Source organism: Helicobacter pylori (assembly GCF_001653475.1).
Lineage (GTDB): Bacteria > Campylobacterota > Campylobacteria > Campylobacterales > Helicobacteraceae > Helicobacter > Helicobacter pylori_CM.
Genome location: NZ_CP011487.1, coordinates 1,287,153 through 1,300,361, shown reverse-complemented (window position 1 = coordinate 1,300,361; position 13,209 = coordinate 1,287,153). Strand labels below are relative to the sequence as shown.

Annotated in this window: 6 protein-coding genes, 2 rRNA genes and 2 pseudogenes; 5 read left to right on the top strand and 5 right to left on the bottom strand. The window is 38.9% G+C overall.

Annotated features, from left to right (window positions below; all coding sequences use genetic code 11):
- Window positions 1-57 precede the first annotated feature (57 nt).
- From AA974_RS08120 to AA974_RS06305, 3 genes and pseudogenes are all read right to left on the bottom strand, one after another.
- A pseudogene (locus AA974_RS08120) lies at window positions 58-1,883 on the bottom strand (DUF262 domain-containing protein).
- A 47-nt stretch (window positions 1,884-1,930) separates the two neighbouring features.
- Window positions 1,931-2,371, bottom strand: coding sequence for a hypothetical protein (locus AA974_RS06310; RefSeq protein ID WP_064433854.1), 441 nt, complete (start codon window positions 2,369-2,371; stop codon window positions 1,931-1,933).
- Complete coding sequence (locus tag AA974_RS06305; RefSeq protein ID WP_064433591.1) at window positions 2,371-2,577, bottom strand: hypothetical protein; 207 nt, start codon at window positions 2,575-2,577, stop codon at window positions 2,371-2,373. Before AA974_RS06305 ends, AA974_RS06310 begins: the two co-directional genes overlap by 1 nt.
- A gap of 582 nt (window positions 2,578-3,159) precedes the next feature.
- Here AA974_RS06305 and AA974_RS06300 point away from each other — a divergent pair.
- A 23S ribosomal RNA gene (locus tag AA974_RS06300) occupies window positions 3,160-6,047 on the top strand.
- A gap of 234 nt (window positions 6,048-6,281) precedes the next feature.
- Window positions 6,282-6,399: ribosomal RNA gene (rrf, locus tag AA974_RS06295) — 5S ribosomal RNA — on the top strand.
- A 483-nt stretch (window positions 6,400-6,882) separates the two neighbouring features.
- Here the strand turns inward: rrf and AA974_RS06290 are convergent.
- Window positions 6,883-7,761: a YihY/virulence factor BrkB family protein gene (locus tag AA974_RS06290; protein ID WP_064433853.1), complete on the bottom strand. Its 879-nt coding sequence runs from the start codon at window positions 7,759-7,761 to the stop codon at window positions 6,883-6,885.
- Window positions 7,761-8,609 carry a biotin synthase gene (locus AA974_RS06285; protein ID WP_001155620.1) on the bottom strand — a complete coding sequence of 283 codons (849 nt, stop codon included), beginning with the start codon at window positions 8,607-8,609 and terminating at the stop codon, window positions 7,761-7,763. The genes AA974_RS06290 and AA974_RS06285 overlap by 1 nt, the downstream gene beginning before the upstream one ends.
- A 130-nt stretch (window positions 8,610-8,739) precedes the next feature.
- Here AA974_RS06285 and AA974_RS08115 point away from each other — a divergent pair, with 130 nt between their 5' ends.
- From AA974_RS08115 to AA974_RS06275, 3 genes and pseudogenes are all read left to right on the top strand, one after another.
- Complete coding sequence (locus tag AA974_RS08115) at window positions 8,740-8,880, top strand: type III restriction endonuclease subunit R (protein ID WP_080471058.1); 141 nt, start codon at window positions 8,740-8,742, stop codon at window positions 8,878-8,880.
- Window positions 8,822-11,338 (top strand): DEAD/DEAH box helicase family protein, encoded by a 2,517-nt coding sequence (locus AA974_RS06280; RefSeq protein WP_328287325.1) that lies wholly within the window; start codon window positions 8,822-8,824, stop codon window positions 11,336-11,338. Before AA974_RS08115 ends, AA974_RS06280 begins: the two co-directional genes overlap by 59 nt.
- Window positions 11,332-13,132, top strand: a pseudogene (locus AA974_RS06275) (DNA methyltransferase). The gene AA974_RS06280 and the pseudogene AA974_RS06275 overlap by 7 nt, the downstream one beginning before the upstream one ends.
- Window positions 13,133-13,209: the final 77 nt, after the last annotated feature.

Below are 13,209 nucleotides of genomic sequence, written 5' to 3'. Positions count from 1 at the left end.
GCGTTGTTTCTCCTTGTTGTGGTTTAAAAACAGACCCTTTATTTTTGAGTAATCGCATCATTTAATGTCTTTTAAAAGAGCGTTTTTAAAAGCTTTAATCGCGCTTCCACCCACTAATTCAGCGATACGATAGTGTGCGATTAAAAAGTCTAATAATTTTTCACTCCTTTTTTGAATCTCTACAAGCCCAAAAGATGCGCTTTTAGCCACTTCTTTTTCACTATAAGAGCCTTTGAGGTATGCCTTTCTTTTTTCATCAAAAGGTTTGTTGCTTAAAGAGCTGTTAGCGTTTTTAGGGATTAAGAGCAAGTTCCCTAAAGCATGCACGATATGGGGATTTTTAGCCCAATCTTTTTCTTTAGCGCTATAGCCTTGATCGGGTTTTTGGGGTAGGATATGCTCAATGCTTTCTATACTGCCATCAAAATTCAGAGTCGTTTCAGGGTCATGGCGCAACTCGTATTCATAAAGCAAGTAATTCAGCGCCTTGCCCCACCTATACCATTTTTCCGTATTCTTTTTAGAATGGATGCTCTCTTCAAGCCATTCTAAAGCGCTGTTTTTTGTCTGTTGAAAAAACTCTTTTCTAGCGCTGGAAGATCTCTAATAGCGATATTTTCTTCCCCATTTCTATACGCTTTAAACGCTAATCCAATCCATTCATTTTTAGCCGTATTTTTGCCAGCAACCCCATAGATTAAAAACCCGAAACGCTCTAAATATTCCAATAAGCCCTCTAATTCTTTGGTGGTATAAGGTGGTTTGTTAGCGCTTCTTCCAACAAGCTGTATGGTTAAAAGAGAAAGCAATAAGGACAGAAAAGCGTTATCATTCAAGGCGTTTAAGCGCCGCATTTTGTCTAACAAGCCGCGCATTTTAGGCGTGATTTCAATCTCAAGCTTTTTATTGTCATCAAAAATAAGAGCGATAGATTCTTCATCAAGCGTGTGCAAGAAATTCCAAACTTGAGAAGAATAAGAAAGATAAAACAACAACTCACCTGTTTTGTCGTATTCGTCATTAAAGTTGGTGTTGTCGGTGTATCTTGTATGAGCGCTAAACTCCATCTCCAACAGCCTTTCTTTAAACTTACCGCTATTCTCGCCATAATAATACGCCACAAAATGCTTTAAAAAACCCTCTCAATGAGCGTCTTCAAATTGCCTCAAATGGTAATAAATCCTAGTGTAGGTGTCATTGATTTCTTGTTGGAGCTTTTCTGATTTTTTCCTGTTACAAATCTTGTGCGCTACAAAATGCAAGCGGTTTTTAAACAATTCCAGAGTGGATAGATCTTTACCACGATTGTTGATCGTTTCAAAAGAGCTGAATGGATCGATTCTGTTATCGTTCAATTCCACCACACTAAAAAGCATTTTCTTTATAAGGGCGTCAAACATCCCTTCAAGCGTTTCAACAGGCGTATCGCTGATTTTGTCTTTAAAAAACGCATAAGCGTCAATCAGATTTTTCGCATAAAAAGAAGTTTGAAACCTTTCTAAATCCTTTTCTTCTTCAGCGATCGCTCTGAAAGCTTCGCTCAAACCATAATATTTATAGGACAGAACGGGTTCAAGGTTGATTAAAGAATACTTCGGGTCTTTGTGTTGAGTGGTTTTTGCTAAAAGACCCAGTAAAATCAGGCTTGTAGCCAATCGTTGCTAGCCGTCTATGATTTCAAAAGCGCTGTTTTCAAACTCATTTTCAGACTCTCTTAAGGTTAAGCTATGCATGTAATGGAATTTATCCCCCAGTTTGGACACATGCTCTAAATCGTTCCAAAAATCCTTTAATTGCCTTTTTTGCCATGCATACCCCCTTTGATAGCTGGGGATTCCAAACACGCCTTTTTCAATCACTCCCTCTAAATCCAATAATTCCATTAAAGTCCTTTCTTAATGATGGGTTTATGGGTAAAAATCCATACCCCTTAATTTTTGCGCTCAATCAATTTTGGTTGTCCAAGTCGGGTGCTGCGCGTGAAATGCCAAGTGTTTTTATTGACTAATTCCTCGTATTCCTGGCTCCCTTTTTGAGCGCAAACGCTCTCAACCTTTAACGCTCCCCCTTCATCAACCCCGATAGTGTCATGGTCAATCTTTAGGGCAAAAACACTCCGTTGGACTTCAGCCCCTCTAGTCGTTGAATCCTCATTCACAATGCCAATGATATAATCCGCTTTACGCATGAGTTCAAAATGCTTGTGCTGGGCTGCTTTGTTTCTTCGCGAGCGGAAATAGCCCAAAGTGCATTCATCGCACCACTCTTTAAAATCCTCATTTCCTGGAATGGTTCCTCTGTAGGCTTCTGAAACCATGCACAACAACAAATTGTATTTTTCATGCGCTTTTAAATCTTCTAACTGAGCCATCATTTCTCCTTTGAATTGAACTCGGTAAGCCCCACTGATTTAAAAATGGGGCTTATGGAATCCAATGGTTTAAAGATGTTATGCGGGTTATTGCACGGGTTAATGGAAGGGGGAATGATAAAAAGCAGGGGATTTTTAAGTCGGTTTTGGTAAAAGTTATAAGAATAGGGTAGCGTTGCTTGATGGCTTGGATGGTTGGATGCCATTTCTACCCCTTTTTAAAAAAAAGATGACATGGGGTGTTGTGTCTAGCGGTATTTAATCAATGGTTAATGATGCACTTTATCTTATAATGCGTTTATCTTAAAGCTTTATTTCTACCCCCCCATTCCAATCATTTCCAATAACTTTTACCCATTTCTTTCAAATCCTAAAAACTTTAAGCAAACTTTAAGCATTGCATGTCTATAATTACATTTCGTTTTTAAAGACAAGCTTTAAAAAGTTCTTTAATTTGAAACAACTCAAACAAGTTATATATAGAAGCCAAAAAGCTTTTAAAAGATAAAAAGCCCATTAGCTGATACAACTTGGCGGTTAAAAAAGATTAGGAATCAAGCATTTTCAGTCTTCTTTAAAGGGTTTAACATCAAGAACGATTATAGCAAGTTTTTAAAGAAAAACGAAGTTATTTGATTTAACATTGTTAATAGCCTATGTAAAAGTAAAGTAAAACTACAATAACTCTGTCTTATATTCATTAAGGCAGTGGTAGCGCTGAAGAATATTCGTGCAATTGTCGTTATTCATTATAAAAGGGCGGGTTTTAAAGGATATTTTAAAATTTAAAACAAGCTTTTAAGAGCAGATGGCGGATGCCTTGCCAAAGAGAGGCGATGAAGGACGTACTAGACTGCGATAAGCTATGCGGAGCTGTCAAGGAGCTTTGATGCGTAGATGTCCGAATGGGGCAACCCAACTAATAGAGATATTAGTTACTCTTTAAACAGAGAGCGAACCTAGTGAAGTGAAACATCTCAGTAACTAGAGGAAAAGAAATCAACGAGATTCCCTAAGTAGTGGCGAGCGAACGGGGAAAAGGGCAAACCGAGTGCTTGCATTCGGGGTTGAGGACTGCAACATCCAAGAAAACGCTTTAGCAAAATTACCTGGAAAGGTAAGCCATAGAAAGTGATAGCCTTGTATGCGACAAGGCGTTTTTAGGTAGCAGTATCCAGAGTAGGCCAGGACACGAGAAATCTAGGTTGAAGCCGGGGAGACCACTCTCCAACCCTAAATACTACTCTTTGAGCGATAGCGAACCAGTACCGTGAGGGAAAGGTGAAAAGAACCGCAGTGAGCGGAGTGAAATAGAACCTGAAACCATCTGCTTACAATCATTCAGAGCCCTATGATTTATCAGGGTGATGGACTGCCTTTTGCATAATGATCCTGCGAGTTGTGGTATCTGGCAAGGTTAAGCGGATGCGAAGCCGTAGCGAAAGCGAGTCTTAATAGGGCGAATAAGTCAGATGCTGCAGACCCGAAGCTAAGTGATCTATCCATGGCCAAGTTGAAACGCGTGTAATAGCGCGTGGAGGACTGAACTCGTACCCATTGAAACGGGTTGGGATGAGCTGTGGATAGGGGTGAAAGGCCAAACAAACTTAGTGATAGCTGGTTCTCTTCGAAATATATTTAGGTATAGCCTCAAGTGATAATAAAAGGGGGTAGAGCGCTGATTGGGCTAGGGCTGCTCGCCGCGGTACCAAACCCTATCAAACTCCGAATACCTTTTATCGTATCTTGGGAGTCAGGCGGTGGGTGATAAAATCAATCGTCAAAAGGGGAACAACCCAGACTACCAAATAAGGTCCCTAAGTTCTATTCTGAGTGGAAAAAGATGTGTGGCTACTCAAACAACCAGGAGGTTGGCTTAGAAGCAGCCATCCTTTAAAGAAAGCGTAACAGCTCACTGGTCTAGTGGTCATGCGCTGAAAATATAACGGGGCTAAGATAGACACCGAATTTGTAGATTGTGTTTGACACAGTGGTAGAAGAGCGTTCATACCAGCGTTGAAGGTATACCGGTAAGGAGTGCTGGAGCGGTATGAAGTGAGCATGCAGGAATGAGTAACGATAAGATATATGAGAATTGTATCCGCCGTAAATCTAAGGTTTCCTACGCGATGGTCGTCATCGTAGGGTTAGTCGGGTCCTAAGCCGAGTCCGAAAGGGGTAGGTGATGGCAAATTGGTTAATATTCCAATACCGACTGTGGAGCGTGATGGGGGGACGCATAGGGTTAAGCGAGCTAGCTGATGGAAGCGCTAGTCTAAGGGCGTAGATTGGAGGGAAGGCAAATCCACCTCTGTATTTGAAACCCAAACAGGCTCTTTGAGTCCTTTCAGGACAAAGGGAGAATCGCTGATACCGTCGTGCCAAGAAAAGCCTCTAAGCATATCCACAGTCGTCCGTACCGCAAACCGACACAGGTAGATGAGATGAGTATTCTAAGGCGCGTGAAAGAACTCTGGTTAAGGAACTCTGCAAACTAGCACCGTAAGTTCGCGATAAGGTGTGCCACAGCGATGTGGTCTCAGCAAAGAGTCCCTCCCGACTGTTTACCAAAAACACAGCACTTTGCCAACTCGTAAGAGGAAGTATAAGGTGTGACGCCTGCCCGGTGCTCGAAGGTTAAGAGGATGCGTCAGTCGCAAGATGAAGCGTTGAATTGAAGCCCGAGTAAACGGCGGCCGTAACTATAACGGTCCTAAGGTAGCGAAATTCCTTGTCGGTTAAATACCGACCTGCATGAATGGCGTAACGAGATGGGAGCTGTCTCAACCAGAGATTCAGTGAAATTGTAGTGGAGGTGAAAATTCCTCCTACCCGCGGCAAGACGGAAAGACCCCGTGGACCTTTACTACAACTTAGCACTGCTAACGGGAATATCATGCGCAGGATAGGTGGGAGGCTTTGAAGTGAGGGCTTTGGCTCTTATGGAGCCATCCTTGAGATACCACCCTTGATGTTTCTGCTAGCTAACTGGCCTGTGTTATCCACAGGCAGGACAATGCTTGGTGGGTAGTTTGACTGGGGCGGTCGCCTCCTAAAAAGTAACGGAGGCTTGCAAAGGTTGGCTCATTGCGGTTGGAAATCGCAAGTTGAGTGTAATGGCACAAGCCAGCCTGACTGTAAGACATACAAGTCAAGCAGAGACGAAAGTCGGTCATAGTGATCCGGTGGTTCTGTGTGGAAGGGCCATCGCTCAAAGGATAAAAGGTACCCCGGGGATAACAGGCTGATCTCCCCCAAGAGCTCACATCGACGGGGAGGTTTGGCACCTCGATGTCGGCTCATCGCATCCTGGGGCTGGAGCAGGTCCCAAGGGTATGGCTGTTCGCCATTTAAAGCGGTACGCGAGCTGGGTTCAGAACGTCGTGAGACAGTTCGGTCCCTATCTGCCGTGGGCGTAGGAAAGTTGAGGAGAGCTGTCCCTAGTACGAGAGGACCGGGATGGACGTGTCACTGGTGCACCAGTTGTTCTGCCAAGAGCATCGCTGGGTAGCTACACACGGATGTGATAACTGCTGAAAGCATCTAAGCAGGAAGCCAACTCCAAGATAAACTTTCCCTGAAGCTCGCACAAAGACTATGTGCTTGATAGGGTAGATGTGTAAGCGCAGTAATGCGTTTAGCTGACTACTACTAATAGAGCGTTTGGCTTGTTTTTTGCTTTTTGTATAAGATAACGACAACAAGTGCGGATAAGTTACCACTGCCTTACTGAGTGTAAGAGAGTTGGAGTTTTATAAAGACTTTTATGGGATTAAATTTTAATCAGAATGAGATTCTGTCTCAATGGTTTAACATTAAGGGCTATTAACTACCTTCTTTGTTAAAAACAGCTCCCCATAAAGAGAAAGGGGAGTTAAGGGTAAATGCGCTTTATCTTTAGCTCCCTTTTCCTTGTGCCTTTAGAGGAGAGGAACTACCCAGTTAACCATTCCGAACCTGGAAGTCAAGCTCTTCATCGCTGATAATACTGCTCTTTTCAAGAGTGGGAATGTAGGTCGGTGCAGGGATAGGGAAATGTTTTTATTCTTGCTTTTTATCTGATTTCATTATTGATTGATTGTTTTTGTTTGTTTGGTGGGTTTAGGGTTTTATTGTTTTATTGTTTTTATTTAAAGTTTTTTAGGGGTTTAAGAAAACGAGTTTGAAAACAAAATAAAACCTGAAGCGATAAAATTTAAAATCCAATTTTTTAGAAAGTTTTATTGTTTAGAGAATGTAATTATTCATGAAGCTCTTATCTGAGCTTCTTTTTAAAGGAAGTTTATGAAGTTTTTTAAAATCCCTAAACCGCACTTAAATTCTAAAGAGTGCCAAGAAATGTTTTTAGGGTTTTATTCCGCTGGTGTTGCTTTCTATTTCTTTTGTTTTTAACTTTTTTAGTTGGGGTTTTTTAGGGTTGGTATGGGGTTGTGTTTGAGGTATGGGGTTGTGTTTGAATGGTTTTTGTGTTTTGGATTTTTAGAACAGATCTATAAAGAAAACTTTTTTCATCAAGTTTCTTTTTTAAAAAAGCCTAAAAATTTCTTAAACATTTCTTTAGGATCGAATGTGTCGCACACCTTGCACCCATACATACCAATTAAAATCACAAGCCAGCTCACATACACCCAGCTCATCAAAAACCACAAAATAGAAACACTCCCATAAAGCTCATGGTAAGTGCGGTTATACAACACATAATAAGTGAAAGCCCATTTCAGCACATGCCAAGAAACGCTCGTAAAAAACACCCATAAAAACACCCAAAAATAATGTTTAAACACCTTATTCGTAGGAATGGTAAAAAGGATCAAAAAAAACGCATAAGTGCCTATCCATCTTAAAACATGCAACAAACTTGAATTTTTATCTTCAAAAAACACTTGGATCTTAATGTCAAAAAACACCACCAAAGGCAGAGCGAATAAAAACACTAAAGTCGTGCCAAAACCCCAAAATAAAAAGATTTCTTTGCCCTTAAAATGCGCATAATCTCTGGGCTTTGCATCAAAAATTTTTGACGCGATGGAGCGGTAATTTTCACAAAAAAGCACCAACGCCACCACAATAGACACTTCTTCAAGCGTGCCTAAGGCTATGTCTGTTTTTTTAAAATTTTCTAAAAAATCTTTAATTGCGCCAATGAGTTTAGGGGCGTTAGGGAAAATCAAGGCTTCCATTTCACCACTGTGCGCTTGCATGTAACTAGACACAAAAAGACTGAACACAAACAATAAAATAGGCGATAAAGACAAAATCGTATAAAAACTCAAGCTGGAAGCGTAGTAAAACAATTCGCTTAAGCCCAAAAAGGCGTTTTTCAGACGCTCGGGGAAAATCATTCTAAGAAGGCGCAAAAACCCTCTAACGCTTTTAAAAAGTTCTCTCATTAATGACAGCTTGTCGCCATTGTCAAGCCATAAGAGAGCAGTTTTTCTATATCTTTTTTAGGGGCTTTGCCTTTGGTGGTTAAATAATCCCCTAACACCACCGCATTGATGCCGTATTCAAAAAGCTTGGCTTCCTTTTCATCGTTATCTTTAAACACTACTTCACGCCCTCCAGCCACCATAAGCCTAGCGTTAGGCAAAAACTCTTTAGCCAAAAGCACGCATTCTAGGGCTTCATCCGCACTTAAAGTCTCTGCATCAATAGGCAATACCGGGTTTTTAATGAAAAAATTGATCGGCGTGGTGTGTGGGGAGAGCGAAGCTAACGCCCTAAGCATTTCAATCCTGTCTTCCCAGCTCTCATTAAGCCCAAAAATCCCCCCACTGCACAAGCCTAACCCCGCCCTTAAAGCGTTTTCGCATGTGATAAACCTTTCTTCCCATGTGTGCGTGGAACAAATTTTAGGGAAGAAATTTTGCGAAGTCTCTAAATTATGGTTATAGCTATGAATGCCCGCATCTCTTAAAAACTCTAATTGCTCCAAATCCGCGCGCCCGCAGCATGCGATTAAATGCAAGCCTAATTCTTCTTGATTGATGGCTTTAGCTAATTTGGCGATATATTCGCATTTTTCATCGTCTAATTCGCGCCCTGAAGTCACCAGACAAAACCCTAAAGCCCCTAATTCTCTTAACGCTCTAGCCTCTTGTAAAACCACTTTTTCATCTTTGAATTTATAGCGCTTAATCGCTCCTTGGTGGTGTGAGCTTTGCGTGCAATAAGCGCAATCTTCCTTGCAATCCCCACTGCGCACATTGGAAATAGAACATAAAAAAATCTCTTGCATCATCATTCCTTTGTTTTAAAAAAATTGGTTTTTTTAGACTGATTATAGCAAAGAAAAAGAAGCGCTTTTGATTTTAAGGGCTTTATTCCATTAAATATTAAAACTAAAGCTTTATTTGATTTTAATTTAATTGTCCGCTCACGCTTTTAAAGTCAATCTCAAAACTTTACGCTATAATTTTCCCACTTTTTCATTAAGGGATTTTATGCAAGATTTATTCACTCAAGGTTACCCTCCCCCAATCAGCAAAAAAATCTCACACGCCCAATAACGCACCCCATAATGAAGGAATAGAGCTACCCACTCACATCACAAGCAATTTAAAAAAAGAGCTTAGAGATTATCAAAAGCAAGCGATACACCATTATTTAGAAAAGCGGCGATCCAACCCCTTTCAAAAGCATTTCATGTTTGAAATGGCAACCGGTAGCGGCAAAACCTTAGTGATGGCGGGTTTGATTTTAGAATGCTACAAGCAAGGCTATCAAAACTTTATTTTTTTTGTGAATAGCACCAGCATTTTAGAAAAAACGAAACTGAACTTTACAGACAGCGCCTCATCAAAATACCTTTTTAGTGAAAATATCAATATCAATGATGAAAACACAGAAATTAAAAGCATCAATAATTTAAACGAGAGCAATAACGGCACTATCAACATTTATTTCAGCACCATTCAGGGCTTATTTTCATTACTCACTAAAGTTAAAGAAAACGCTATCACCATAGAGGATTTAAAAGATCAAAAATTAGTTTTTTTAGCGGATGAAGCGCGCCATTTAAACACAGAGACTAAAAAGAAATTAAGCGATGCAGAAGAAAAACGCAATTGGGAAAGCGTTGTGAAATTAGCCCTAGAACAAAATAAAGACAATTTATTGCTGGAATTTAGCGCCACTATCCCTAATGAAAAAAGCGTTAAAGACAAATATGAAAACTTAAAGGCGATCACTTACACCTTAAAAGAATTTAGCGAGGATAAATTTTGCAAAAACATCTACTCCCTTTCTTATGAAAATAAAGAATCAGAAACGCGCTTTTTAGGGGCATGCGTTTCAAGTTTGTATAAAGAATTATTAGCCCAACACCATAATATTGAAAACTTTAAACCATGCATTTTGTTTAAAAGCGAGAGGATTGAAGATAGTAAGGAAAATCAAAAGCGCTTCAACGCCTTTTTAGAAAATTTAAGCCCTTTAGATATAGAAAATTTTTTCAATCACAGCTGCAACGCTTTTTTTAAAGACGCTAAAAACTTTTTTGACAAGCAAAATTACACCCCTAATCTTGCCGCATTCTTGCAAACGAAATTCAAAAAAATCGTTCAGATTAACACCAATAACGAAAAAGAATTAGAAAAGGGCATGCTTTTATTGAACTCCCTAGAAGACAGAGACAACCCTAAGAGAGTGATTTTTAGTGTGGATAAGCTCAATGAAGGCTGGGATGTGTTAAATTTGTTTGACATTGTCAGGCTTAAAAATAAAGCCATTCAAAAAGACACCATTAAAGACGCCCAGCTCATAGGGCGAGGAGCGAGATACTACCCCTTTAGCTATAACGATTTCAAACAGAGCCGCATAGAGTTTTACCAACGCAAGTTCGATCTTTCCCACCCCTTAAGCGCGCTAGAGAGGTTAGACTACCATGCCATTTATGACAGCGAGTTTATCGCTAAATTAAACAACGAGTTACAAGATTTAGGAGGATTTGTAAATGAAAAACAAACTATCCCTTTAACGCCCACCAAGCATTTCAAATGCTACTATGCAAGCAATACAAAAGACAAAAAGAAAAACTTATTGAAGGATTATACAGACCCTGTTGCAGTCAAGCTCCAAAGTTTGCAAGTCCCCTTATTTGGCTTTAGTGTGTATGAAAAGAAAGTGGATTTTAAAGAAAATAAAGGCGATAAAACTTATTATAATCCCATTGTCTTAAATAAGATCCCCCTAAATTATTTTTTAAAAGCCATTAGTGTAAAAAACCTGGATTTCAAAACGCTTAAAGAAGCCTTTAAAAAACATCCCTTTAACAATAAAGTGGAATTTATAGAGCGGTATATCTCTCCATTAACAATAAACTTTCATAAAAAACAAAAATTTGACGACAACAAAACGCTTTTAGAACTCGCTGTTTATATCGTTGAAAATTTAAAAGACACGCTTTTAAAAGAGCAAGATCAATACGAAGTGAGCGTGTTAGAATTAAAAGAATTTGAAACGCATAACAGAAGCCTTAACGCTAGCGAATTTGAAAAAGACATTCCCCCCTATGAATGGCTGCTTTTTAAGGACATGAGGAAACTAGACAGCGAGTTAGAAAGGGAGTTTTTAGATTACATCAACGACCATAAAGAGATTTTAGACAAAAAATTCAAAGAATGGTGCGTTTTAAGGAACGACCATTTCACTGAATTAAAAGTTTTTTGCAACATAGAAGGCCCTTATCACGCACAAGGTTTTGAACCGGATTTTATCCTTTTTGCTCAAACGCATGAAGATGAATTTTTAGGCTTCACTTGCTATATGGAAGTTAAAGGCGAACATTTAGAGCCTTCTAACGCTTGGAAAAAAGAATTTTTAGAAAGGTTAGAAAACACCACGCTTAAAAGCCGTAACAAAAAATTAGATTTAAAGGGCTTGCCTTTTTTCACGCTCCCTAACAAAGCGATCACAGAAGAATTCCAAAACGCTTTTGACAAAATCTTTAAGGACCATTCATGTTAAACTTACTCAAAAACTTAATCGCGCATTTTGAAAGCGAAGAACGCTTAGAAACTTTAATCTTACAGATGAATGAAAAGCTTTTAGAATTCATGCTTTCAAACCCGAACGCTAACGATTATAAAAAACACTTTTTTAAAACAATCGCTAATTCGCTTGTATTCAATCAAAAAGCGTTACTAGAATGTTTAACAGCAAAAAAATTAGAAAACTCTTTCACACGATTTGCAAATAAAATCGGCTTATATTTACAAGGGCGTCCGATAAAATCCAACGAACTGGTCGTTTTGAATTTCCCTTTTAAAGACAATGTTCTATTGGGCAACGCTAAAGATGACAGCACCAAATCTAAAGAGTGTTTTTACCATGAGATATTGCATAAAAAAGCAATTGACACGCTTTTACACAAAAAAGCGCTGTGCCGTTTTGAAATGCATGGAGAAGGCGATTTAGAAAGTGCTTTAAAAGACAGAAACACAAACTACCTTATCAAAGGCAATAATTTGATCGCTCTTCATTCTTTAAAAAAGAAATTCGCTAAACAAGTCAAATGCATCTACATTGACCCTCCTTATAATACCGGTAACGACAGCTTTAACTACAACGATAATTTTAACCACAGCTCTTGGCTAGTGTTTATGAAAAACCGCCTTGAAATCGCTAGAGAATTTTTAAAAGATGATGGCGTGATTTTTATCCAATGCGACGACAACGAACAAGCTTATTTAAAAGTGTTGATGAATGAGATTTTTCTTAGGGAGAATTTTGTTGGGTGTATTAGTTGGAAACAATTTCATTCAGTTAAAAATGATGCTGCTAATTTTTCAAAAAATATTGAATACATACTATGTTATTGCAAAAATTTTTCTAAAAACCTTATTAGTAATGAGCCGTTTGATAAATCAAATTTGTATAAATTAAAAGATGAAAATGGTTTCTACAAATTAGACCCTGTGTGGGCAAAAAGTGGTAATAATTTTAGCCCTTATACTTTTCTAAATGGTAAAACTTGGTCTCCCCCTAGCGGAACTTTTTGGCGTTATTCAATAGGGCACATTAAAAGATATGGAACAAAATAATAGAATAGTTTTTAATGGTAAAAATCCTATGGCTAAACGCTATCTTTCAGAAGTAGCCGAAGGTAGAAAATCTTCAACTTTTTGGGACGGATCAGAAGTTGGTTATAATCTTAATGGAGATGCTGAAATAAAGCAACTATTTAATGGAAATAAAATTTTTAATAACCCCAAACCCGAAGCCCTAATTTCAAGAATTTTAGAAATTTCCACCAACGAAAACGATCTCGTGTTAGACTTTTTTGCCGGGAGCGGGACGACTTGCGCGGTGGCGCACAAAATGAAACGCAGATACATTGGCATCGAGCAAATGGACTATATAGAAACGATCACCAAAGAAAGGTTAAAAAAAGTCATAGAGGGCGAGCAAGGGGGCATTTCTAAAAAATGCGATTTTAAAGGGGGTGGGAGTTTTGTGTATGCTGAATTAAAAGAAGTGAATTTAGAGATTAAAAAACAAATCCTTAACGCTAAAAGTGCTAACGAATGCCTAAAAATCTTTAACGATCTGAGTGAGCGCATTTTAAAACGCTCAGATTGTAAAATTAATGAAATCCATAGCGAAGATTTCCAAAATTTAGATTTAAACGAGCAAAAAAAGATTTGTTGTAATCTTTTAGACGCTAATGAAGACTATTTAAGCGTGGGCGATATGGACGAATACGCATGGGGGATAGATGAGATCACTAAAAAATACAATGAAATTTTTTATTCTTTGTGATCATTTAACGCGCACCGCTTAACGCATCAAAACGCTATGCGCTAGGCTATTTAGCGGGTAAAAATAAACTATTAAAA